This is a genomic window from Nonomuraea coxensis DSM 45129, from assembly GCF_019397265.1.
GTDB lineage: Bacteria > Actinomycetota > Actinomycetes > Streptosporangiales > Streptosporangiaceae > Nonomuraea > Nonomuraea coxensis.
On record NZ_CP068985.1, the window covers coordinates 1465033 to 1488509 of the forward strand.

Annotated in this window: 23 protein-coding genes and 1 tRNA gene; 8 read left to right on the top strand and 16 right to left on the bottom strand. The window is 70.9% G+C overall.

What is annotated here, in order from left to right; translation table 11 throughout:
* Positions 1–542 precede the first annotated feature (542 nt).
* Both Nocox_RS07215 and Nocox_RS44105 read left to right on the top strand, forming a co-directional pair.
* Positions 543–1808 (top strand): hypothetical protein, encoded by a 1266-nt coding sequence (locus Nocox_RS07215; protein WP_157383178.1) that lies wholly within the window; start codon positions 543–545, stop codon positions 1806–1808.
* Positions 1809–1929: 121 nt separating this feature from the next.
* A complete protein-coding gene (locus Nocox_RS44105) occupies positions 1930–2055 on the top strand; it encodes a hypothetical protein (RefSeq protein WP_425517784.1) in 126 nt (41 codons plus the stop codon).
* 284 nt (positions 2056–2339) lie between these two features.
* Here the strand turns inward: Nocox_RS44105 and Nocox_RS07220 are convergent.
* Positions 2340–2411 (bottom strand) — tRNA-Arg (locus tag Nocox_RS07220).
* 115 nt (positions 2412–2526) lie between these two features.
* Here Nocox_RS07220 and Nocox_RS07225 point away from each other — a divergent pair.
* Together Nocox_RS07225 and Nocox_RS07230 are read left to right on the top strand one after the other, a co-directional pair.
* Positions 2527–2907 (top strand): response regulator transcription factor, encoded by a 381-nt coding sequence (locus Nocox_RS07225; protein WP_033409739.1) that lies wholly within the window; start codon positions 2527–2529, stop codon positions 2905–2907.
* Between the two features lie 108 nt (positions 2908–3015).
* Positions 3016–3681, top strand: a complete 666-nt coding sequence (locus Nocox_RS07230; RefSeq protein WP_051112617.1) for an AIM24 family protein — start codon at positions 3016–3018, stop codon at positions 3679–3681.
* Positions 3682–3754: 73 nt separating this feature from the next.
* Here the strand turns inward: Nocox_RS07230 and Nocox_RS07235 are convergent, their stop codons facing one another.
* The 11 genes from Nocox_RS07235 to Nocox_RS07285 form a co-directional block, all read right to left on the bottom strand.
* Positions 3755–4810: a cellulose binding domain-containing protein gene (locus Nocox_RS07235; RefSeq protein WP_020544469.1), complete on the bottom strand. Its 1056-nt coding sequence runs from the start codon at positions 4808–4810 to the stop codon at positions 3755–3757.
* 118 nt (positions 4811–4928) lie between these two features.
* The gene (locus Nocox_RS07240; protein ID WP_026214596.1) at positions 4929–5771 is read right to left on the bottom strand and encodes a universal stress protein; all 843 of its coding nucleotides are present in this window, start codon (positions 5769–5771) and stop codon (positions 4929–4931) included.
* Positions 5768–6121: a hypothetical protein gene (locus Nocox_RS07245; RefSeq protein ID WP_063711649.1), complete on the bottom strand. Its 354-nt coding sequence runs from the start codon at positions 6119–6121 to the stop codon at positions 5768–5770. Before Nocox_RS07245 ends, Nocox_RS07240 begins: the two co-directional genes overlap by 4 nt.
* Before the next feature lie 45 nt (positions 6122–6166).
* Positions 6167–7021 carry an SDR family oxidoreductase gene (locus tag Nocox_RS07250; RefSeq protein ID WP_026214595.1) on the bottom strand — a complete coding sequence of 285 codons (855 nt, stop codon included), beginning with the start codon at positions 7019–7021 and terminating at the stop codon, positions 6167–6169.
* Positions 7022–7061: 40 nt separating this feature from the next.
* Positions 7062–7604 carry an HdeD family acid-resistance protein gene (locus Nocox_RS07255; protein WP_020544465.1) on the bottom strand — a complete coding sequence of 181 codons (543 nt, stop codon included), beginning with the start codon at positions 7602–7604 and terminating at the stop codon, positions 7062–7064.
* A 125-nt stretch (positions 7605–7729) separates the two neighbouring features.
* Positions 7730–7966, bottom strand: coding sequence for an MDR/zinc-dependent alcohol dehydrogenase-like family protein (locus tag Nocox_RS07260; protein ID WP_020544464.1), 237 nt, complete (start codon positions 7964–7966; stop codon positions 7730–7732).
* A 107-nt stretch (positions 7967–8073) separates the two neighbouring features.
* Positions 8074–9297 (bottom strand): acyl-CoA dehydrogenase family protein, encoded by a 1224-nt coding sequence (locus tag Nocox_RS07265; RefSeq protein WP_020544463.1) that lies wholly within the window; start codon positions 9295–9297, stop codon positions 8074–8076.
* An 8-nt stretch (positions 9298–9305) separates the two neighbouring features.
* Positions 9306–10337 (bottom strand): ABC transporter ATP-binding protein, encoded by a 1032-nt coding sequence (locus Nocox_RS07270; RefSeq protein ID WP_020544462.1) that lies wholly within the window; start codon positions 10335–10337, stop codon positions 9306–9308.
* A complete protein-coding gene (locus Nocox_RS07275; protein WP_020544461.1) occupies positions 10327–12237 on the bottom strand; it encodes a dipeptide/oligopeptide/nickel ABC transporter permease/ATP-binding protein in 1911 nt (636 codons plus the stop codon). The genes Nocox_RS07270 and Nocox_RS07275 overlap by 11 nt, the downstream gene beginning before the upstream one ends.
* Positions 12230–13168, bottom strand: coding sequence for an ABC transporter permease (locus Nocox_RS07280; protein ID WP_020544460.1), 939 nt, complete (start codon positions 13166–13168; stop codon positions 12230–12232). The genes Nocox_RS07275 and Nocox_RS07280 overlap by 8 nt, the downstream gene beginning before the upstream one ends.
* Positions 13165–14805 (bottom strand): ABC transporter substrate-binding protein, encoded by a 1641-nt coding sequence (locus tag Nocox_RS07285; RefSeq protein ID WP_020544459.1) that lies wholly within the window; start codon positions 14803–14805, stop codon positions 13165–13167. The genes Nocox_RS07280 and Nocox_RS07285 overlap by 4 nt, the downstream gene beginning before the upstream one ends.
* Positions 14806–14895: 90 nt before the next feature.
* On the opposite strand from Nocox_RS07285, the gene Nocox_RS07290 reads away from it, so the two are divergent.
* Entirely contained in the window at positions 14896–15558 is a 663-nt protein-coding gene (locus Nocox_RS07290; protein WP_020544458.1) for a TetR family transcriptional regulator, read from the top strand.
* A 6-nt stretch (positions 15559–15564) separates the two neighbouring features.
* Here the strand turns inward: Nocox_RS07290 and Nocox_RS43915 are convergent, their stop codons facing one another.
* From Nocox_RS43915 to Nocox_RS07310, 4 genes are read right to left on the bottom strand one after another with little or no spacing between them, the layout of a single operon-like run.
* Positions 15565–17481: a DUF6807 family protein gene (locus Nocox_RS43915; protein ID WP_157383177.1), complete on the bottom strand. Its 1917-nt coding sequence runs from the start codon at positions 17479–17481 to the stop codon at positions 15565–15567.
* Positions 17478–18530, bottom strand: coding sequence for a mandelate racemase/muconate lactonizing enzyme family protein (locus Nocox_RS07300; RefSeq protein ID WP_020544456.1), 1053 nt, complete (start codon positions 18528–18530; stop codon positions 17478–17480). Before Nocox_RS07300 ends, Nocox_RS43915 begins: the two co-directional genes overlap by 4 nt.
* Positions 18527–19399 (bottom strand): 5-dehydro-4-deoxyglucarate dehydratase, encoded by an 873-nt coding sequence (locus Nocox_RS07305; RefSeq protein ID WP_020544455.1) that lies wholly within the window; start codon positions 19397–19399, stop codon positions 18527–18529. The genes Nocox_RS07300 and Nocox_RS07305 overlap by 4 nt, the downstream gene beginning before the upstream one ends.
* The gene (locus tag Nocox_RS07310) at positions 19399–20289 is read right to left on the bottom strand and encodes an NAD-dependent epimerase/dehydratase family protein (protein WP_026214593.1); all 891 of its coding nucleotides are present in this window, start codon (positions 20287–20289) and stop codon (positions 19399–19401) included. Before Nocox_RS07310 ends, Nocox_RS07305 begins: the two co-directional genes overlap by 1 nt.
* Positions 20290–20480: 191 nt before the next feature.
* Here Nocox_RS07310 and Nocox_RS07315 point away from each other — a divergent pair, with 191 nt between their 5' ends.
* The 3 genes from Nocox_RS07315 (at position 20481) to Nocox_RS07325 (ending at position 23460) form a co-directional block, all read left to right on the top strand.
* On the top strand, positions 20481–21434 hold the full coding sequence (locus Nocox_RS07315) for a LacI family DNA-binding transcriptional regulator (RefSeq protein WP_026214592.1): 954 nt from the start codon (positions 20481–20483) through the stop codon (positions 21432–21434).
* Positions 21435–21647: 213 nt separating this feature from the next.
* The gene (locus tag Nocox_RS07320) at positions 21648–22607 is read left to right on the top strand and encodes a carbohydrate ABC transporter permease (protein WP_020544452.1); all 960 of its coding nucleotides are present in this window, start codon (positions 21648–21650) and stop codon (positions 22605–22607) included.
* Complete coding sequence (locus Nocox_RS07325) at positions 22591–23460, top strand: carbohydrate ABC transporter permease (protein WP_020544451.1); 870 nt, start codon at positions 22591–22593, stop codon at positions 23458–23460. The genes Nocox_RS07320 and Nocox_RS07325 overlap by 17 nt, the downstream gene beginning before the upstream one ends.
* Positions 23461–23477 lie beyond the last annotated feature (17 nt).

Sequence of the window (23477 nt, forward strand, 5' to 3'; positions counted from 1 at the left end):
AGGTTGCGGAGGCCGGCCACGATTCTGGGCGGTGCCGGGCGCGGTTGGCAGGGGCGTCGGGGCGTCGGGGCGCTGGTGGAGCCGGGCGCGCCTGTCGCCGACCTCCGGAACGCCGCCAGAACTCGGCGGAGCTGAGCGATGGGCGGGACTCCGTGAGACTGCAGGACCCGGCACCACACCAAGCACGCGCCTCAACGGCCGAGCATCACCACAGCGCCGTGGCCTGCATGGCGGGGGTCGCGTTCGTCATCGGTGAGTTCTCGGCCGCAGCGCGGCTGATATACCGCGCCTATACCGGACCGCTCTATCCTCACGGAAAAGGGCGATCTCGCCTTGTCCTGAACGGGCAGGTCTGATGAAGAGGTGACCCAGAGGGCGGTGGCGGAGACCAAGCTGCGGCGCGCTGTTCTGATGTCCCGATCAATCTCGGGGAATTCGCCGCGAGAGCCCGCCCACAGGCGTCGCCGCCGAGTCGATCAGGACGCTGATCCTTCTCCGCCCGGTTGGCGGGGCTGGGACGGCCCAGGGATACGGAGATCGCCATGGTCAGATGGATCAGCGTCGAGATCGTCGCTGTGCCCATGGGGCCGGCTACGGGGAACGAGCGCGTCTTTTTCGCCGGTTTCGCCGGTTTCGCCGGTAGCGACGTTGTCGACAACCCCAACGGCGCCGAAGTCGATTGGGTGCCGGGAAACGAGGCTGAGCGCATTTCGTGGCGGGACGCCATGCGCGACTGCCAGGAGGCGATCACCGCGGCCCGGAACGAGCACGAGGCGTTAAGGGCCCGTCTGGGGTGGCTGGCTTCCTTCCCGTTAGGGAAATCGCTGGCCGGAGTGTGGTTCTGGAAGCATCGGCGGCGTACGGTCGCACGGATCCGTACGGCAATCGCGACCTATCACCCGATACATGATGAGATCCGGCGTCGGTTCAAGGAAGAGCGCCGGCTGCTGAGAGACCGGGAGGCGGAGCAGAAGCGACGCCGGCAAGAGGACGAACGACGCCGGCAGCAGGACGAACGACGCCGGCAGGAGGAACGGCGGTCCATCAGGGAGCGGTGGAGAAAGGACGAGGACGAGGCGCTCAGAGCAGAGTTCGCGCGAAAGGTATGGCGCTTCGTGGTGAGAGACGACTGCGTGATCGTCCACCTCGACACTGGTCCGCTGAGCATCCCGCTGCCGGAACCCGAGGGAGAACCGCGTACCGGTCTGCCCGCATGGGCGACCGACCCGTCTGCGCAGCCGCTGGATATCTGGCGTCTCGACTCGTGTTTACGAGACCTGCGAAAAGCGGGGATCGTGCAGATCAAATGGGACCCCGCGGCATATGCCGAACTGCAATCGCATCACCGTCGCGTCGAGGAGGAACTGCGTCGCCGTCGGGTCGAGAACATCCACATCCGGGAAGCCGGCGGCCTGGAAGTGCGAGCTTCGTCAGGGGATCCGGTCGCCGCCCTTGACGATGTCCTCCAAAGCATCCTCGACATAGCCGGCATGGTTCTGGCCCGCCTGCCTGCCGAGCCGTCCGAAAGAAATGCCGACGGATCTGTCGAATGGCACCTCGGTGGTTTCTCCGGTGAGGAGCCGCGCGACGATCCCGGAGACCTTCTCAGCTCCGATGACGAGCATGACGATCAGGCTGCCGCGGAACCGGCAGGAAGTATCGGCGGTGGGCACGACCACTCTCCCAAGGGTGGGTACAGCAGCTATTCAAGCGGGGGCTCTCACAGCTCCGGCAGCTATTCCAGCAGTGGTTCTGGCAGTGATTCCGGCAGTGATTCCGGCAGTGATTATGGTGGCAGCGACTACTAGCTGGACTGGTCGAAGTCTTCGGAGCCATAAGACGGACTCCGCGTGCAGGGAGATTTGATGGAGCCCGAGAAGAAACCTGGCCCGCGTGAGCTGTGATGAGCCCGGGGCGGCCTACCGGGTTGTGGGGCGGCTCGAAGGCATCCAGAACTGCAGCGCTTTCCCTTCGGCGACCAGCAGGTATACGCAGTTCATGGCAAGAGGCGGCGAGAGCAGCAACGAACTGACGCTTTGCCTGGCCGACGAGTGACCTGGGCTCTTCGAAGTCGATCGGGGTTGACGCCTCGCCTGGTTCAGAGGGCTTGAGAGAGCAAGGGGAAGCCGGCCCACGAGATCTACCCGTGGCAGGGCGACGGCGGGCGGACGGTGCTCCAGTCAGCGCGAGACCACGGGCTGTCCTGGCCCGTGGTGCCGGCGGCGTTCACCGAGCACGCCCGCCGGGCGTCGGGGGAGGCCGCCGGCATCTGGACCACGGCGGTGGACGGACACAGCAAAAAGCCAGGTCAGACGATGTCTGACCTGGCTGGTGATGAGTGCCCCCTGTAGGATTCGAACCTACGCACCCGGCTCCGGAGGCCGGTGCTCTATCCCCTGAGCTAAGGGGGCTCAACAAGGGAAAAGGCTATCAGCATCCGGGGAGTGGTCGGCACCAGATAACGCTCGTCGAACACATCCCGCGAAACCCCGCGCGGGCACGGCCTCAGGAGTTAGCTTGGCGGCCGTGGCCGAGGTTCTGGGAAAAGTACTGGTCGTGGATGACGACGAGGTCATCCGGCAGCTCATCGCGGTCAACCTCAACCTTGAGGGGTTCGAGGTGGAGACCGCCACCGACGGGCAGGACTGCCTGGATCGGGTACGGGAGGTCAAGCCGGATGTCATCACACTCGACGTCATGATGCCGCATCTCGACGGCTGGTCCACGGCCGAGAAGTTGCGTACGGAGCCGGACACCAGCCACATCAGGGTGGTGCTGGTAACGGCGCGGGCGCAGGACGACGATCGGCGGCGCGGGCTGGGGATCGGGGTGGACGCCTACCTGACGAAGCCGTTCGATCCGGCGGAGTTGATCGAGGTCGTACGGGAGCTGGCGGCCCGAGGCTGATCGGCGGGCTCCCTGCCCGCCGCCGAAGGCGGCCCGCGCGGAGGTCCGAAATGTTCCGTACGCTGGCGGAGCAGGGACAGAAGCGCGGAGTGGCGGGGGGTCGAGGGCGTGCGTAGCTCGGTGTTCGGCAATCTGGAGGGGCAAGGGCTGCCGGGCGGGTTCGTCCTGCAGAACGGCAAGATGCTGCGGGTGGAGCTGCCCTCGGAGGTGCTGGCCAAGCAGGGGTCCATGGTGGCCTTCCAGGGGCAGATGGACTTCGACTACGAGGGCGGCGGGCTCGGGAAGCTGCTGAAGAAGGCGGTGACGGGCGAAGGGGCCGCGCTGATGCGGGTGCGCGGCCAGGGGCTGCTGTACCTCGCGGACAACGCCGACGACATCCACCTGTTCTATCTGGAGAACGAGGGGCTGACGGTCAATGGGCGGAACCTGCTGGCGTTCCAGCCGTCGCTCACCTGGGACATCAAGCGGGTTCAGGGGGCGGGGATGGCGGCCGGCGGGCTGTTCAACACGACCGTCGCGGGCACCGGGTGGGTGGCGGTGACCACGCACGGCACGCCGGTGCTGCTCGACGCGGCGCGCATGCCGACGTACGCGGACGCGCAGTCGGCCGTGTGCTGGAGCACGCAGCTGGAGGTGGGCGTGAACCGTACGGTCAAGGTGGGGGCGCTTATCGGGCGGGGGAGCGGGGAGGCCATGCAGCTCGCGTTCAGGGGGCAGGGGTTCGTGCTGGTGCAGGCCAGTGAGGGGCCGCCGGTGGTGAAGGCCGGCTCATGAACGGCCCGCCGGCCTCCGTGGCCGGCGGGGACGGTTCAGGGGACGGTTCAGGGGACGGTCAGGGGATCGGTCGTCAGGAGCAGGTGGGGCTGGGGGCGGTGTTGGTGCCGCTGTAGGAGCCCAGGAAGCCGAATGTGGTGGACGCGCCGGGCGCGAGTGAGCCGTTCCAGCTCTCGTTGCGCACGGTGACGTTCGCGCCGCTCGCGCTCAGCGTGCCGCCCCAGATCTGGGTGACCTGCTGGCCGTTGGCGAACGTCCAGCGCACGGTCCAGGCGCTGATCGGCGTCGTGCCGGTGTTCTTGACGGTGACCTCGCCCTGGAAGCCGCCCTGCCACTGGCCGGCGTTCCGGTAGGTGGCGGTGCATCCGGCCCCCGTGGTGGGCGTGACCGTCGGGGTGACGGTCGGGGTGACGGTCGGGGTCGGGGTGACGCCGGACAGGGCGTTCACCAGCGCCGGATACCACTTGTCCGACATCTTCTGGTCGCCCGCCGCGTTCGGGTGCACCCCGTCGTAGGTGTCGGTGGCGGTGCTGAAGCCGGTCCACTGGTCGACCACGGTGACCGGGGACTGCGCGGTCGAGGTGGACGCGGCCCAGGCGGGGATGGCGTTGTTGAACGTGACCGCGCGCTGGCCGCAGTCGGCGCAACTTGACGGGTTCATCGGAATGATCTTGGCGACCAGGATCTTCATGGCGGGGTTGCTGGCCCGCATCTGGTTCACCAGCGTGGTGAACGCGCCGAGGATCGTCGCCGGCGGGATGTTGCTCCACACGTCGTTGGTGCCGAAGTGCATCATGACGACGTCGGGCCTGGTGGCGGAGAGCCAGCCGGGCAAGAGGTTCTGGTTGGCCACGTTCGTGGCCAGGTAGCCGCCGTGGCCCTCGTTGTCGCCGTCGTGGGCGACCCCGCAGCCCTGGGGCGGCAGCGTGCCGACGAAGTCGATGTCGGTGTAACCGGTGCTCTGTAACTTGTTCCAGAGCAGGGCTCGCCAGCAGCCCGGCGACCCGGTGATCGAGTCTCCCAAGGGCATGATCCTGATGGCGGCCGCGCCGGCCGGCGTGGTGGTCAGGTACATCACCACTGCGGCCAGGGCCAGGAACGCCGCCAGCGCACCGCTGGTCTTGCGCATCGTCCGCTCTCCCGTCGTCGTCTGGCGCTGATCGTAGGAGCGCCGTCGTACGACGGAAAGCGGCTAACCGGTCAAGGAGCCGCGACCTGCGGCGATGCCGTACGGAAGCGTGTAACTTTCAGCGGCGTACCACGGCGAGCGGGCACGGCGCGTGATGGAGCAGGGCCTGGCTGACCGAGCCGAGGACCAGCCCGGCGAAGTAGGTGTGGCCGCGCGAGCCGACCACGAGCAGGTCCGCCCCCGCCGCCGCCTCCTTGAGCACCTCGACCGGATGGCCGTGGACAACCTCCGTCACGACCGCGACGCCCGGATGCCGCTCGCGCCGCTCCGCCACCAGGGTCCGCAGCTCGCGCAGCACGTCCTGTTCGCTGTCGGGGTCGGCCGGCCCGAACCCCGTGACCTGCGGCCAGGCCCATCCGTGCACCGCCCGCAGCGGTACGCCGCGCCTGCCCGCCTCGGCCAGGGCGAAGTCCAGCGCCCGCAGGCCGTCGGGGGAGCCGTCGACGCCGGCCACGATCTCGCCGCGCGCCCCCGCCGCGCCCGCGGGCCGCGCCGGCACCAGCACCACGTCCGTACGGGCGTGCGCGGCCACCCCGTGCGCCACGGACCCGACCAGCAGCCCGCGGATGCCGCCGATCCCCCTGCTGCCGACGACCAGCAGCTCGGCGTCCGCGGCGGCCTCGATGAGCGCGGCGCGCGGGTCGCCGGGCAGCAGCTCGGTGCGTACCTCGACGTAGGGGTTCTCCCTGCGCACCCGTTCCTCGGCCGCCGCGAGCACGGTCGCGCCGCCCTCGCGCAGCCACCGGCCGACCTCGGCGTAGCGGCTGCTCTCGTCCTCGCACACCCACCGGGCGACGACGTGGGCCACGGTCAGGGGCGTACGGCGCAGCGCCGCCTCGGCCCCCGCCCACGCCGCCGCCTCCAGCCCGGTGCGCGACCCGTCCACCCCCACGAGGATCATGTCAACGCGTAGCACTCGACCTCGGCCCGCCGGTACGGCAGGCCCTGTGCGACGGAGTCCCGCACGCACGCCCGCTCGGACTTGTTCAGCCTGAGCGTGCCGCACACGGTGATGCCGGAGTAGGTCCGGCAGTCGAGCGTCTTGTCCGTCCTGCCGACGCGGTACAGCTCCCTGACCTCGGCGCGGCAGCGCGCCCGTGCTTTCGCCGTGTCGGCGTAGCGGCACTGGGAGATGAGGGTCCGATACTGCTCCTGGCTGACGTCGTGCGGCTGCGTGCCGTCACCTGCGGCGGCGGGACCTCCCATCGCGGTCACCACCACGAGCCCTGCTACAGCGGCGATCTTCTTCATGTTCCCCCTGATGGGGACCGTACCGCTGAGGGCGATCGGCAAACCTCAGCCGGGCAGCGTCTCGCCGCCGATGGGGGCGAGGACCTCGCCGGTGTAGTACGACGACATGCGGTTCGCGGCGAAGAAGACGTACGAGGGGGCGATCTCGTCCGGGTCGGCGGCCCGGCCCATGGGCACCTGCTCGCCGAACTTCTCCACCTTCCCCTCCGGCATCGTGGCCGGGATCAGCGGCGTCCAGACCGGGCCGGGCGCGACGGCGTTGACCCTGATGCCGCGTTCGGCCAGGTTCTGGGCCATGGAGTAGGTGAACGCGTTGATCGCGCCCTTGGTGGCGGCGTAGTCGATGAGCGTCTTGTTGCCGCGCAGGCCGTTGATCGAGGACGTGTTGATGATCGCGCTGCCCTCGCGCAGATGGGGGAGCGCGGCCTTGGTGACGCGGAAATAGCTGTGGATGTTGACCGCGAACGTGCGCTCCCACTGCTCGTCGGACAGCTCCTCCAGACCGTCCACCGGCGCCTGGTAGGCGACGTTGTTGACCAGGACGTCCAGCCCGCCCAGCTCGGACACCGCCTGCGCGACGACCGAGCCGCAGTGCGCGGGGTCGGCGAGGTCGCCGGGCAGCAGCACGCAGCGGTGGCCGGCCTCCTCGACCAGCTTGCGGGTGTGGGCGGCGTCCTCGTGCTCGCTCAGGTAGGCGATCGCGACGTCGGCGCCCTCCTTCGCGAAGGCCACCGCGACGGCCCTGCCGATGCCCGAGTCGCCTCCGGTGATCAGCGCCTTCCTGCCCTCCAGCAGGTTCCGGCCGACGTAGTCGCGCATCTCGTCGCGCGGCTCAGGGGACATCTCGTCCGTACGGCCGGGGTACTGCTGGTTCTGCTGTGGTGGTGTCGTTTCCGGCATGTCCAGCGGTCTGCCCGTGGGGCGGTCCGCCTAACGCGCGTCAGGTCACGGCCTGCGTCCGCAGCCGCCGGATGCGGAAGGCGAGGACGATCAGCACGATCCCGGCCAGGATGGCGTAGATGCCGATGAGCAGCGCGACGGCGAGCGCCCCGGTCGCCGGCCACACCAGCACCAGCACGCCGAACACCACCGACAGCGCGCCGCTGAGGACGTGCAGCCATTCGCCCTGGATCTCGCGGCGCAGCCTGATCGCCGTCATGATCTCCGAGACGCCGGTCACGACCGCCCAGATCCCGATGAGCAGCGTGATGACCAGCACCGTCACGCCGGGCCAGATCAGGCACAGGATCCCGAAGATCACGCCGGCCAGGGCCAGCAGGATCAGCGGGGCGCGCTGCCCTTTGGCCGCGCGGGCGGCGGAGACACCGGCGAGGATGCCGTCCACGAGCGCGTACGCGCCGAACACGACGGCCAGTACCAGCAGGGTGATCCCCGGCCAGACGACGGCGAGAATGCCGAAGATCAGGGCGAGCACCCCTCGCAAGGCCAGGACCCACCAGTGGCCCAGATAATCGTCGATCATAAGGCGGTTCCTTCCCGGCCAGGGGGTTCGCATTCGGAACGGGCCCGCAGCCCCGTCCACACCGGGGAGAGCGGAGACGTGGACGGTGTTCGCCTGCGGGCGACCCCGCCGAGATGAGAGGTTTCTCATCTCGGCCTCAGTCCGTCGTGGCGGACGGTGACGTACTCGGCGAAGGCGCCGCCGGCGCAGCCGAACACCTCGTCGCCCGGGCGGAAGGCGGGCATGAGGTGCCACTCACCGGGGCCGACCGCGGCCGCGCGAACCCGGATCAGGACGTCCTCGTCGCCGGGTTCGGGGGCCGGGACGTCCTCGAGTTCGAGCACGTCGGGGCCGCCGTAGGCGTGGTGGCGGATGGCCTTCACCGGAGGTCCTCCGGTCGACGACGATCACGCTAGCAGCCGGTAAGAAGGCGGGCAATGGGGGCAAATGGGGGTGCCGGCGGCCCCGGAGGACCGCCGGCGGTGTGGGGTCAGATGGGCAGGCCGCCGGTGGCCGAGCTGGTGGAGCCGGTGGCCTGGTAGGCGGCGATGGTGCGTTCGGCGATCCGCATCTGGTGGATCTCGTCCGCGCCGTCCGCGAAGCGGGCCCAGCGGGCGTGCTGGAACATGTGCGCGAGCGGCGTGTCCGTCGAGTAGCCCAGCGCGCCATGCACCTGGATGGCGCGGTCCACGATGCGGTTGAGGCTGTTCGCGACGAAGTGCTTGGCCATCGAGACCTCCGTACGGAAGTCCTCGCCCTTGTCGATCTTGGAGGCGGCGTGCAGGACCATCAGCTTGCACTGGTAGAGCTCCATCGCCGAGTCGGCGATGAGCCACTGGATGCCCTGCTTCTCGGCGAGCAGGGAGCCGTGGCTGTAGCGGTTGAGCGCGCGCTCGACCATCATGTCCAGGGCCGTCTCCGCCTGCGAGATCCAGCGCATGCAGTGGGCGAGGCGGGCCGGCCCGAGCCGGTACTGACCGAGGCGGTGGCCGTTGCCGCGGCCGCCGAGGATGGCGGTGTCCGGCAGGCGGAGGTCCTCGATGACGATCTCGCTGTGCCCGGTGGAGCCGTGCATGGTCTCCACCTCGCGGACGTCCTTCCAGCCGGGGTTGGGCAGGTCCACGAGGAAGGCGGTGGTCGCGCCGCGGGTGCCTTCGGGCACGTCCTGCTCGGTGCGGGCGATGAGGATGGCGAAGCCGGCCCGGCGGGCGTTGGAGATGAACCACTTGTGGCCGTTGATCACCCATTCGTCGCCGTCCTGCACGGCGGTCGTCCGGATGAGGGTCGGGTCGGAGCCGGCGACCTCGGGCTCGGTCATCGCGAAGCAGGACATCTGGGTGCCCTCCAGCAGCGGGCGGAGATACTTCTCCTTCTGCTCGTCCGTCGCCCAGTGCAGCAGGGTGTGCATGTTGCCCTCGTCAGGGGCCTGGCAGTTGAGCACCCACGGGCCGATGCGGGTCTTGGCCGCCTCCGACTGCACCATGGCCAGCTCGACGTGCCCCAGCCCCATGCCTCCCCACTCCTTCGGCATGTGGGGCAGCCACAGGCCCTCGGCCTTCGCCTGGGAGCGGAGCCGGAAGATGGCGCGCAGGTAGGCGTCCCGGTCGTCCTCCCGCACCTCCTCCATGGCGGGGATGACGGTGCCCTGGATGAACGAGCGGACCCGCTTGCGGATCTCCTCGTGCTCCGGGGCGAGGGTGAAGTCGATGGCCATGGCACCTCTCAGCGGTTCTGTGCGGGGTTGTGGCAGGCCAGCCAGTGGTCTTCGCCGATCTGCCGGATCTGGGGCTCCTCCTGGGCGCAGCGGTCCGTGGCGCGCGGGCAGCGCGTACGGAAACGGCAGCCGGAGGGCGGGTCGACGGGGGAGGGCGGCTCGCCGGCGATCAGGGTTTCCGCCGGGGCGGAAAGGGGGCGGGCGCTGCTCGGGATGGAGGCGATCAGGGCCCGGGTGTACGGGTGCGCGGGCCGGGAGATGAGGTCCTCGCCCGGCGCCAGCTCGCACACCTTGCCCAGATACATCACCATGACGCGGTCACTCACGTTCTTCACCACGGCCAGGTCGTGGGCGATGAAGACGAGCGTCAGCTCGTACCGCGCCTTGAGGTCCTCCAGCAGGTTGAGGATCTGGGCCTGCACCGACACGTCCAGCGCCGACACCGGCTCGTCGCAGATCACCACCTCGGGCTCCAGGATCAGGGCGCGGGCGATGGAGATGCGCTGGCACTGCCCGCCCGAGAACTCGTGCGGACGCCGTTCCGCCGCCGTCCGCGGATCGAGGCCGACCGCCTCCAGCACCTCGTCCACCCGGTCGCCGGGCAGCCGCCACACGCGGGGGCCCTCGCCGACGATGTCGCGGACGCGGCGGCGCGGGTTGAGCGAGGAGATCGGGTCCTGGAAGATCATCTGGAGCCGCCTGCGGGTCCTGCGCAGCGCCTCGCCGCGCAGGGCGGTCAGCTCCTCGCCGTCCAGCAACACCGAGCCCGAGCGGGGCTTCGGCAGTTGCACCAGGGCGCGGGCCGCGCTCGACTTGCCGCAGCCGGACTCGCCGACGATGCCGAGCGTCTCGCCCCTGCGCAGGTCGAAGCTGACCCCGGCGACGGCGCTCACCGTGCGCCGGCGGGCGCGGCCGAGCCCGGGGCCTGGGCTCGGGTCGCGCACGGAGCCGCGACCGGCGGGGAACTCCACGACCAGATCCTCCACCCGCAGCAGCACCTCGTCACGTGGGCGCAGGTGCGCGTTCCCGCTACCGGCCATCGATGCGCGTCCCTTCCAAGGAGGTCTCGTTCAGCGGCCGGTGCGGAAGCGGACGCCAGCACGCGAACGCGCGGCCCTCCTCCTCGACCAGCGGGGGCGTCTCGGCGGCGCAGCGGTCCCCGGCGTACGCGCACCGCGCCACGAACGCGCACCCGGCGGGCAGGTCCGACAGGTCCGGCGGCCGGCCGGGGATGACCCGGAGCCGGTGGTGGGCCGGGTCGGCGAGCCGGGGCGCCGCCTGGAGCAGGGCCTCCGTGTACGGCATGCGCGGCCGGGCGAACACCTCGGCCGCCGGTCCCCGCTCGACGACCCGCCCGGCGTACATCACGATGACCTCGTCCGCCCAGCGCGCGACCACCGACAGGTCGTGGCTGACCAGCACCACGGCCATGTGGCGTTCCTCGCGCAGCCGGTGCAGCAGCCGCAGCACCTGGTCCTGGATGGTGACGTCGAGCGCGGTCGTCGGCTCGTCGGCGAACAGCACGTCGGGCCCGCACGACAGCGCCATGGCGATGGTCACCCGCTGCCGCATCCCGCCGGAGAGCTGGTGCGGATAGCGGCGCAGCATGCGGGCGGGGTCGGGGATGCCGACCGAGGCCAGCAGCCGCACGGCCTCCTCGCGCGCCTGCCGCCGGCCCATCCGCAGGTGCACCCGCAGCGGCTCGCTCACCTGGGCGCCGATGGTCCGCACCGGGTTGAGCGCGGTCATCGGGTCCTGGAAGACGGTCCCGAGGCGCGGCCCCAGCACCGAGCGCATCTCGGCGGGCGAGCGGGCGGTCAGGTCGTCGCCCGACAGGTAGACGGTGCCGCCGCGCACCGCCGTGCCGGGCAGCAGGCCCAGGATCGACCGGATGAGCATCGACTTCCCCGACCCCGACTCGCCCACGACGGCCAGCGTCCGGCCGCGCTCCAGCGTGAACGAGACCCCGTCCACGGCCTTGACCAGGCCGCGCGGGGTGACGAAGTGGGTCCGCACGTCCTCGGCCTGGAGCAGGCAGTCCCGCACGGGGTGCGGCGCCGCCGGCGCGGGGACGGCGGCCACCGCCTGGCGCACCGGCTCCAGGCCGATCTCCCGCACGTCGGTCAGCGCCCGCAGCCGGTCGCCGACCAGGTTGAACGACAGCACGGTCAGGAACATCGCGACCGACGGCGCGAGGACCACGTTGGGGGCGTCCTCCATGATGGTGCGGCCCTCGTTGATGAGGCCGCCCCAGGTCGGCGTGGGCGCCTGGACCGACAGGCCGAGGAAGGCGAGACTGCCCTCGGCGACGATGACCACGGCCATGCCGATGAAGGCGTACGACGAGGCCGGCACGGCGACGTTCGGCACGACCTCGCGCCACAGGATGCGCCGGTCGCGGACGCCGAGCACCCGGGCGGCGAGCACGAACTCCCGTCCGGCGTAGGTGAGCGTGGACCCGCGCACGAGCCGCACCCACGACGGCACCCCGAGCACGCCCAGCACGATGATCACGTTGCGCAGGCTCGCGCCCGCGAACGCCACCACGGCCAGCGCGAAGACGAGCGCGGGGAACGCCTGCGCCACGTCGTTCAACGCCATGATCACCGCGTCGGCGGCCTTCCTGCGGTAGCCGGCGAGCAGCCCGAGCGGCGCGCCGATGGCGAGCCCGAGCAGCACCGCGCCGAGACCGACGCCGAGCGAGACGCGGGCCCCGTGCACCACGCGGCTCAGCACGTCGCGGCCGAGCCCGTCGGTGCCGAAGGGATGAGCCGGCGAGGGCCCCGACCGGGGCGGGCCGGCCAGCGTCTCGTCGTAGCGGGCGAGCGGCAGCACGTCCGCCAGCAGCGCGGCCAGCAGCACCAGCAGGATCCAGCCGGTCGCCAGCCAGAACCCGAGCCCGAGGCGCGTCCCGCGCAGCCGCCGCCAGGCCCTACGCACGACGGATCCTGGGGTCCACGGCGGCGTACACGAGGTCCACCGCGACGTTGACGGCCACGTAGCCGACCGAGATCAGCACGACGCCTCCCTGAACGGACAGGTAATCCCGGGAGAAGATGGAGTCGACGATGAGCCGCCCGACGCCGGGCAGCCCGAAGAGGGTCTCGATGATGACCGCGCCGCCGATGAGCGCGCCCAGGTTGAGCCCGACGGCGGTGATGAGCGTGATGGCGGACGGGCGCAGCGCGTGCCGCCACAGGATGCGGCGCGGCGACAGCCCGCGCGCGCGGGCGAGCGTGATGTAGTCCTCCTGGAGGGTGGCGATCAGGTCCGTACGCAGCAGCCGCGCGTAGACGGCGAGCTGCCCGCAGCCCAGCGTGACCGCCGGCAGGATCACCGACGTCAGGTTCCATCCCAGGTCGAGCGAGATCGGCGTCCACCCGGTCGCGGGCACGACCTGCCAGGTCACCGCGAAGACCAGGATGAGCAGCACGCCGAGCACGAACACGGGCGTCGACAGCAGCGCGAAGCTGAGGGCGGTGAGCGCCTGGTCGAGGGCCCGGCCCGCGCGGCGGGCGGCGGCCACGCCGATCGGGATCGCCAGGCCGAGCGCGATGACCTGCGCCGCGACCAGCAGCTCCAGCGTGACGGGAAGGCGCTCGGCCAGCTCCGCGGCGACCGGCATCCTGGTGATGTACGAGGTGCCGAAGTCGCCGGTCGCGATCCCGCCCAGCCAGTCGAGATAGCGCACCAGCAGCGGCTGGTCCAGGCCCAGCTCCTGGCGCACCTGCGCGCGGGCCTCCTCCGTCGCCGACAGGCCCAGGATCTGCGTGACCGGATCGCCGGGCAGCAGGTTGAGCAGTGCGTACGACAGGAAGGTGACCGCGAGCAGCACGATCAGGAGCCGGACCAGCCGGTGGACGACGATCACCGCTGGGTGACCCAGATCTGCGTGAACGGGTGGTAGGGGATGGGCGAGCCGGTCAGCGGCAGCCCCTTCTCGCCGTCCGGCAGCGCGTGCTCGCCGATGCCCTGCACGCGCGACCGGGCGATGATCGCGCCGGTGTCGAGGTGGTCGACGAACACGTACGGGACCAGCTCGCGCAGGCGCTCCTGCACGGTCGCGTACGCCTGCTTGCGCGTGGCCTCGTCCGGGCTGATCCGGCCGACGTCGAAGGCCTTGCTGAGCCGGTCGTCCTTGAGCCTCGTCATGTTGAGCGAGATGGCGCCGACCGGCTTGGCGTACGCCTGGTGCATCCAGATGTACTCGCCGTCGGGGTCCTGGGCGGAGAACTGCGTCCACACGGTGGCCTGGTAGCCGCCGGTGATCGCGCGGTTGATCAGGTCGGCCTGGTCGGCCTGCTTGATCGACACCTCGATGCCCGCCTTGCGCCACATGTCCTGGGCCAGTTCGACGCCCTGCATGGTGTTCGGGTCGGGGGTGGAGATCAGCTCGAAGCGGATCGGGCCCTTCTCCGCCTCGACCTCCTTGACGAGGGCGGTGGCCTTGGCGAGGTCGTAGTCGGGGTAGCCGCCGGCGGCGTACCAGGGGGAGTCCTTCGACCAGGGTCCGTCGGCCGGCTCGGTCAGCCCGCCGCGCAGGGTCGAGATGACCGTCTTGCGGTCGGTGGCGTGGGCGAGGGCGCGGCGCACCCGTACGTCGTCGAGCGGCGCGACGGCGGTGTTGAGCAGGAACATGTACTCGGCGACCGCCATGCCCTGGGACCGGTGCACGGTGTAGGCGTCCTTCATGGCGCCGAACTTGGTCAGGTCCTCGTCGCGGGAGGTGCCGATGGCGTCGATGCCGCCGGCCTCCAGGGTCTGCGCGCGGGTCTGGCTGTCCGGCAGGACGCGGAACTCGATCTCGTCCAGGTACGGCAGCCCCTGCCGCCAGTAGTGCGGGTTCTTGACGACGACCATTCGGTTGTCCGGCACGTACTCCTTGAACAGGAACGGCCCGGTGCCGACCGGTTTGAGGCTGGCCGTCTTCGGGTCGGCGAGCGAGGCGGGCGGCACGATCATGCCGTTCTGGGCGGCGAGGTAGTAGGGGAAGGCCACCCACGGCTGCGACAGCCTGACCTTGACCGTCATCGGGTCGGCCAGCTCGAACGACTTGATGGGCACGAACACCGCCGCGGTCAGCGGCGACGCCTTCTGCGCCTCCAGGTTGGCCTTGACGATGTCACCGGTCAGCCGGATGCCGTCGGAGAAGGCGATGCCCGATCTGACCTTGATCGTCCATTCGTCGTACGTGTCGTTGGGGGTGACCGACTCCGCCAGGTACGGCTTCCAGCTCCCGTCGGCGGCCACCGCCACCAGCGGCTCGATGATCGTGGTGACCATGCTGTAGCTCTGTGCCGCGAACTGGTCGGTCACCGGGTTGAACCCGTTCGCGTCGGCGCTCAGCCCGTACACCAGCCGGCCGCCCTGCGTGGGCCCCGACGCCGCCGCCGACGAGCCCGCGGACGCCGGCCCGCCCGGCGGGCCGGCCACCGGGCGTTGGCCGCTGCAGGCCAGCAGCACGGCCGTGGCCAGTAACAGCGTGGCCGGCGTTCTCCAGCGTTTCATACACGCCTCCTCCCGGATCGTCCCCCCGAGAGCAATTTCACCGATAGTACTATCGGTGAAAAATCGCACAAGACCCTAGAGGACCGCGTGATGACGACACCGCTCAGCAGAAGCGAGGCGAAGGACCAGACCCGGCGGCGGCTGATCCGGGCCGCGCTCGCGATCCTCGACCAGGAGGGCGAGGCCGGACTGAGCACCGTCAAGGTGGCCAAGGCCGCCGGGATCGCCCAGTCCAGCTTCTACGTGCACTTCAAGGACATGCAGGACCTGCTGCGGGTGCTGGCCGAGGAGGGCGGCGAACGGCTGCGCGGCGCGATGCGCGAGGCCCGGCGCAAGGCCCGCGAGGAGCCCGGCGACCTCCGGCGGCACCGCGAGACCTTCCGCATCCCGCTGGAGGCCATCTGCCGCCACCCCGAGCTGCTGCGCATCCAGCTCCGGGCGCGGCACGACCCGTCGTCGTCGCTGCGGGACTTCGCCGTGCGGTCGGCCGCGGCCTACCGCGACCACCACGCCGCCGACCTCGCCGCGCTCGGCTACACCGCCGACGACGAGCGGGACCGGCGGCGGCTGGAGATGATCGCCGAGGGCATCAACGCCGCCACCAACGCCCTCGCCATCGGCCACCTGGAGGGCCGCTACCCCGACCTGGACGAGTGCGCCGACATCCTGACGGCCCTCTCCCGCGGCGCCCTCCGCCTCCTCCGCCACGAGTCCACCGGCCCCCGCCCCGCGGCCCCCGAGGCCGGCGAGTGACGGGGGTCAGACCTGGGCGGCGAGGGCGGCGGCCTGGCCGGCGGTCAGGCGGCCGTCGGCGACGATCGTGACGACCCGGCGGGTCAGCCGCTCATCGACGACCAGCGGCCGGTCCCAGGCCAGCGCCTGCCCCACCCCCGGATACTCGGCGTTGCGCACGAACCAGGCGTCTCCGTCGTCCTGGACGAACACCAGCGTCCAGTCCCGCCCGTCCGGGTCCGTGCCGGACAGCGCCACCCACCGGTCGCGACTCCCGTGCACGGCCTCCTCGCCCCCGGGAAGCGTCGCCCGGTCCGTGGACGTGCCGGGCGCGCGCCAGAAGAAGCCGCCGTAGCCCGCCCCCGCGCGCCCCTTGGTGGCCGAGCTGTTGACCTCGACAGGCGCCCCGGTGAGGTTCGTCAGCGTGAACGCGAAGTCGAGCGCCCACGCGCCGTCCCCCACCGGCCGGGCGGCGACGACCCGCTCCTCGCGCGCCACGACCCGCCCGTCCGGGCCCACCCACTCCAGCTCCTCCGCGAAGCCGTCGTCGTCGAGCCTCGTGAACGCCCGGTGCCGCTGCGTGCCGTGGTCGTCCAGCCAGGCCGGCCCCTGGTCCTTGACGTACGTGCGCCCGCCCCAGAAGTTCACCCCGCCGAGGTCGGAGATCGCCACGCCCGCGCCCAGGTGGTGCACGTGGTCCTCGGGCCGCACCTCGGTGACCTCGACCCCGCCCAGCGTCCGCACCCGGTGCAGGTACGGCCGGGGCGAGTCGGTGGCCGGCAGGTCGGGCCGGATCTCGTAGGACGCCACCTCCGTGCCGCCGGCCAGCAGGTTCACCCGCGACCACGGCGCGTCCAGCTCCGAGTAGAGCGCCAGCTCGTCCGCGCTGCGGGCGGTCAGCCCGGCGATGCCGGGCAGCAGCCGGCGCACGACCTGCCCGGCCGCGTCCCGCTCGACCACCTGGTGCCGTTCGGGGATCGGCAGCGGCTCGGGGGCGCGCCGCACGGCGTCCAGCACCTCGGTGAACGCCTCGGTGCGGGCGAGCGGCACCAGCAGCTCCGCGCCCGTCCTGACGTGGTCGATGAGGTTCTCCAGCAGGCCGGTGCGCTCGTGGACGGTGGTGGTGACCGAGCCGTCGGCGTGCTCGACCCGGAGCTGGTCCTGGGTGTAGACGAGCGTGGCGCGGCCCCGGTCGCCGTGCACGACGAGGTACGGCTCGTGCCGCTCGGCCGCGCACAGCGACACCGCGACCGTGATCGTCAGCCCGTCGTCGAGCCGGATCCGTACGCAGGAGGTGTCGTCCGACTCGATCGGGTTGGCGTGGTAGAGCTCGGTCTCGATGCCGGCGACGCCGCTGCCGGTGAGCGCCAGCGCGGTCGCGACGGCGTGCGCGAACGGGTTGGTGAGCGCGCCGTCCACGACGTCCACGCCGTTCAGCCGGCGCCTGCCGGCCCAGGCCGAGCGGGTGAAGTACGCCGCCGGCCGCTCCCAGGCGCCCGCGCCGCCGATGCCGCGCACCGTGCCGAGCGCGCCGCTCGCGATCAGCTCGCGCAGCGCGGGGACGGCCGCCGAGCCGAGCGACTGGAAGCCGACCTGGAGCGCCCGCCCGGTCTCTTCGACCGCCGCGGCGATCCGCCGGTGCTCCTCGAGGCTGGGCGCCGGCGGCTTCTCCAGCAGCACGTGGGAGCCCGCCCTGAGCGTGGTCACCGCGAGGTCGGCGTGCGTGTGGATCGGCGTGCAGATGATGGTGAACTCCGCGCCGGTCTTCTCGATCAGCTCGCCCAGGTCGGGCGACTGCAGCGGCGTGCCGAAGTCGACCTCGACCGGCCGCACGTCGCAGATCCCGACCAGCTCGACCAGCCCTTGGGCGGCGAGGGCGCGCAGGTTGCCCAGGTGGTGCCGGCCGTGCCCGTTGGCCCCTGCCAGAACGACCTTCTCCATCATGACCACCTCAGTCCGAGTCCGGCGTGCCCGCCCGCGCGCAGCATGCCACCGGACACCTCCACCGGGTACGGCTCCCGCAGCAGCCCGAGGGCGGCGAAGGAGGCGTCCTCCACGTCCTCGGCCATGGCCGGCAGCGGCAGGGCCAGCGCGAGCTGCCCGGACAGCTCGCTCAGCAGGTGCGGGTAGACCGGGACGTCGTACGTCCTGGCCAGCTCGGCGATGCGCAGGAACGGCGTGATGCCGCCGACCCGGACCACGTTCGGCTGGACGACGTCGCAGGCCCCGGCGGCCAGCAGGTCGCGGAAGCCGTAGACGGTGTAGACGTTCTCGCCGACGGCGACCGGCACGTCGATGGAGCGGCGCAGCTCCACGTGCGCGGCCACGTCGTCGGCGGGCAGCGGCTCCTCGATCCAGTGCAGGCCGAACTCCCGCAGCGCGGCGATCGCCCGCCGGGCGCGGTGCAGGTCCCAGCGCTGGTTGGCGTCGATCATGAGCAGCCGGTCGGGGCCGATGACCTCGCGGACGGCGGCCACCCTGGCGACGTCCTCGGCCAGGTCGGGACGGCCCACCTTGATCTTGACGCCGGTGAGGCCGGCGGCCGTCCAGCGGCGGGCCTGCTCGACCAGCTCCTCCAGCGAGTAGTGCAGGTTGACCCCGCTGCCGTAGACGGGCACCTCGTCGCGCCGCCGGCCGAGCACGTCGGGCAGGGCGGCGTCGCCGCAGCGCAGGTCCCACAGGGCGAGGTCGATCCCGGCCAGCGCGATCGTGGTGATCCCGCCGGGGCCGGCCTCGCGGGTGTGCCGCCAGAGCCGGTCCCACACCACCTCCGGGTGCGGGGGCAGGCCGATCAGCGCCTCGCGCAGGTCGTGGTCGAGCAGCGCCCGCACGGCGTGCGCGCCGATCTGCGGCGTCCACGAGAAGCCGGTGCCGGTGCGGCCGTCCTTGAGCGTGACGTGCGTGACGACGACGTGGTTGGCCGGCACGTCGGCGCCCCAGGGGCGGGGGAGCGGGGCGGTGCGCAGCTCGGTGCGCAGGTCGGCGACCGTCATGACGCCGCCAGCTCCAGGCCGCTCTTGATCAGCGCCTCCAGCTCCGCCAGGTGGTCGTCGCTCACGTCCACGAGCGGCGGGCGGACCGCGCCGACGTCCAGGCCGCGCAGCCGTACGCCGGCCTTGACCAGGGCGACCGGGTAGCCGGGGACCTTGCCGCGCAGCCGTACGAGGGGGGCGTAGAACTCGGTGAGCAGCCGCTCGTCGCCGTTCAGGTACGCCTTCGCGATCTCCGGCGCGAACGCGAACACCGCGCTGGAGTAGAGCTCCACGCCGATGCCCCGGTAGGCGGGCATGGTCAGCTCCGCCGTCGGCAGCCCGTTGAAGAACAGGAAGTCCGGGTACGCCTCGCGCACGGCGAGCACGGTCCGCTGCATGCGGTCGATGTCGCCGAGCCCGTCCTTGAGCCCGATCACGCCGGGGACGCCGGCCAGCTCGACCACGGCCTCGGGCTCCAGCACGACCGAGCCGCGCTGGTAGACGATGACCGGCAGCTCGGCCGCGATCGCCTCCACGTACGCGCGCAGGCCGTGGGCGGGCCCCTGCGCCAGGTACGGCGGCATGAGCAGCAGCCCGTCGGCCCCGGCCGCCCGCGCGGCCCGCGCCTGGTTGAGCGCCGCGCCGAGGGGCCCGCCCGCGCCCGCGAACAGCGGCACCCGGCCGCGCACCACGCCGGCCGCCACCTGGACCGCGCGCTCGTGCTCGGCCTCGGAGAGGGCGGAGAACTCGCCGGTGCCGCAGGCGACGAACACGCCGCCGGGCCCGTGCTCCAGGCCCCGCCCGATGTGCTCGGCCAGCACCTCCTCGGCGAGCCTGCCCTCGGCGTCGAAGGGGGTGACGGGGAAGAACAGCACACCGCTGAGATTCATCAGGAGTCTTCCTTGAGCTCGGTGCGCCAGCTCCGCTTGGCCTGCCAGCCGAGCAGGCGCTCTGCCTTGGTGGTGGAGAAGGCGGGGGAGGCGCCGGTGAGCCCCGCCGCGTACGGTTCGGTGCCCGGCACCACCTGGGGAAGCAGCTCGGCCAGCGGCTCCCTGGCGAGGGCGTCGGCCGCGCCGACGAAGAACACCTCGCCGTTCGGCAGCTCGGGCAGCGCCTCGATGAGCACCCCGGTGAACTCGGCGGCGTCGCGGGCGTCCACGTAGTTGAACAGCGAAACCCCGCCCAGCTCGGGCCGGTCGAGGCGCTCGGTGAGGGTGTGGCCGGACTGGGTGGGGGCGCCCGCCCACTCCTCGGGGGCGATGACGAAGCACGGCCGGATGGCGGCGAAGTGCGTGGTGCCGGCCTCGGCGAACGTCTTCATGGTCTGCTCGGCGGCGACCTTCGACAGGTTGTAGGCGTTCCAGGGCCGCACCGGGTGCTCCTCGTCGATCGGCAGGTACGCCGGCGCCCATCCGCCGGGCGCGCCGTAGCCGATGACCGTGGGGCTGCTGGCGATCACCACGTTCCGCACGCCGAGCGTCACGGACGCCTCGCACACGTTGAAGGCGAGCTGCGTGTTGACCTTGAAGATCACCGACTCGGGGCGGCTGAACGGCGTGGCGATGGCCGCCAGGTGGATCAACGACTCGGGGCGGAAGCGCGCGACGACCTCGAACGCCTCTCCCGTGTCGGTGAGGTCGGCGGGTAAGGTGGCCGCGGCCTCCTCCGGCGTCCCGGGGGCGCTGTCGACGCCGATGACCTCGTGCCCGGCCGCCGCCAGCGTGGCGACCACACTGCGGCCGAGGCGTCCCGCGCTTCCCGTGACGAGGACTCTGCTCACCGTGAGGGGCTCCTTCAAGACTGCAAACAGTTGCACTAAACCTTTGTGTCCCCGGGGCCGGGCGTCAAGAGGTGATTTCCTGGCCTCGGTGCTACCAGGGGGTTTCCGGCAGGTCCGGGCATGGGGTGGACCGGCAAGCGCTTTCAGCGTACTCGTGGGTTCTGCAAGCGGTTGCGTTAGGGTGAGTGTCTGTGACTGTGACGATTCGTGATGTGGCCCGGGCGTCCGGCGTGCATGTGTCCACGGTGTCGCGGACGTTCTCCGCGCCCCACATGGTCAACGCGGCCACCCGCAGCAGGGTGCTGACGGTGGCCGAGGAGCTGGGCTACCGCCCCAACCGGGCGGCCCGGGCGCTCACGACCGGGCGTACGCACAACCTCGGGCTCATCGTGGCCGACATCGCCAACCCGTTCTTCCCCCCGCTCATCAAGGCGGCGCACGCGGCCGCCAGGCAGCGCGACTACCACCTGTTCGTGGCCGACACCGACGAGGAGCCGGCCGCCGAGGAGGAGCTGATCCAGGCGTTCTCCAAACAGGTGGACGGCGTGGTGCTGTGCAGCCCGCGCTCCTCCAACAAGGTGCTGGAGCGGCTGGCCGAGCGGGTGCCGCTCGTGGTCATCAACCGGCGGCTGCGGGGCGCGGCGACCGTGCTGATGGACGTCGGCCACGGGGCGCGGCTCGCGGTCGAGCACCTGACCGGGCTCGGGCACCGCCGCGTCGCCCTGGTCGCGGGGCCGGCCGGCTCGTGGACGAGCGACGAGATCCGCACCGCCGCCGGGCAGGTGCCCGGCGTCGACCTGGTGGTCCTCGGGCCGAACGCGCCGACCGAGCGGGGCGGGTTCGCCGCCGCCGAGCGGGTGCGCGAGTCGGGGGCGACCGGCGTGCTCGCCTACAACGACCTCGTGGCCATCGGGCTCATCGAGGGGCTCGGCGATCTCGGACTGGAGGTGCCCGGGGACGTCTCCGTGGTGGGGATCGACGATATCGTTCCAGGACGGCTCAATCGGCCCAAGCTCACCACTGTGGCCATGCCGACGGCCGCCGCCGGCCGGCTGGCGGTCGATCTGCTCATCCAGGAGGTGGCCGCCACGACGTCGCTGGAGACCCGGCTGGTCGTCAGGGACTCGACCGCAGCGCCACGATAGCGTGCCTGCTGCAACCGGTTGTACTAATCCAGAAGCAAATTTGTCTGACTTCTCCGGAGGGCACCCGTGTCACCAGGGGAAACGCCGTGGCGATATATCGGTAACGGCTATGTAACGCCTGCAAAGGGTTGACGTAACTTTCCCGGCAGCTATAGGAAAGCGCTATCCATTCACATTTCGCCGGAAGGTCCGTGATGACGAATGAGTTCCGTCATGGCTGACTCGGTGGCGGTGAAGCCCCGGAAGGCGGCGAGTCCACCCGCGCAGGGCGGTCACCGCTCCACCAAACGTTCCCGCCGCGAGGCGCGGGCCGCCTACCTCTTCCTGGCGCCCTGGTTCCTCGGCCTGCTCGTCATCACGATCGGTCCGATCTTCGCCTCGCTCTACCTCTCCTTCACCGACTACAGCCTCCTCCAGGAGGCCAAGTGGATCGGGCTCGACAACTACGTCCGGATGTTCACCGAGGACCCGAGGTTCATCGCCTCGCTCAAGGTGACCACCATCTACGTGGTCGTCTCGGTCCCGTTGCAGCTGGCCTTCGCCCTCGCCCTGGCGCTGGTGCTCGACCGCGGGCTGCGCGGCCTGTCGTTCTACCGCTCGATCTTCTACCTGCCCTCCCTGCTGGGCGGCAGCGTGGCCATCGCCATCCTCTGGCGCAAGGTGTTCGGCGCGGACGGCCTGGTCAACGCGGTGCTCGGGATCTTCGGCATCGAGGGTCAGGGCTGGGTGGGCGACCCCGACACCGCGCTCGGCACGCTGATCCTCCTGCACGTGTGGACGTTCGGCGCCCCGATGATCATCTTCCTGGCCGGCCTGCGGCAGATCCCGTCGAGCTACTACGAGGCCGCCGCGGTGGACGGCGCGGGCGTGCTCCGCCAGTTCAAGTCGATCACGATGCCGCTGCTGACGCCGATCATCTTCTTCAACCTCGTGCTGGAGATCATCAAGTCGTTCCAGTCGTTCACGCAGGCCTTCATCGTGAGCAACGGCAAGGGCGGCCCCGCCGACTCGACGCTGTTCTACACCCTCTACCTCTACCTCAAGGGCTTCAAGAGCTACGACATGGGCTACGCCGCCGCGATGGCGTGGGTCCTGCTGCTCATCATCGCGGCCCTCACCGGGGTGAACTTCCTCGCTTCCAAGTATTGGGTCTTCTATGGCGACGACAAGTAGGCGGCCGGTCCCGGTCCTGTTCCGCCCCCTCAACGGCGGACCGCTGGTCAAGCACGTGCTGCTGATCGGCTTCGGCCTGGTCATGTTGTACCCGCTGCTCTGGATGATCTCCAGCTCGCTCAAGCCCGAGGAGCTGATCTTCCGCGAGCCTGGCCTGTGGCCCAGCACGGTCACCCTGGAGAACTACACCGAGGGCTGGTACGCGCTCAAGCACCCCTTCGGCTACTACCTGTGGAACTCGGCCGTGATCACCGCGCTGTCGGTGGTGGCGAACCTGGTGGCCTGCTCGCTGGCCGCGTACGCCTTCGCCCGGCTGACCTTCCCGCTGAAGAAGCTGTGGTTCGCCCTCATGCTGGGCACGATCATGCTGCCGCACCACGTGGTGATCGTGCCGCAGTACATCATGTTCTCCGAGCTCGACCTGATCAACACCATCTGGCCGCTGGTGATGCCGAAGGTGCTGGCGACGGACGCGTTCTTCATCTTCCTGATGGTGCAGTTCATCCGTACACTGCCCAGGGAGCTGGACGAGGCAGCCGAGATAGATGGGGCGGGATACTGGCGGATTTACCTCAGGGTCGTCATGCCGCTCTGCCTGCCGGCCCTGGCCACGACCGCGATCTTCACGTTCATCTGGACGTGGAACGACTTCCTCAGCCAGCTTCTTTACCTCAACAATCCGGACAACTTCACCGTTCCGGTGGCACTTCGTACGTTCCTGGACGCCAGCAGCGACTCGTCCTGGGGGCCGATGTTCGCCATGTCGATCCTCGCGCTGGGGCCGATCTTCGGCTTCTTCCTGGTCGGCCAGAAGTACCTCATCCGCGGCGTGGCCACCACCGGCCTGAAGTAGTCCCTTCACCCACCCCC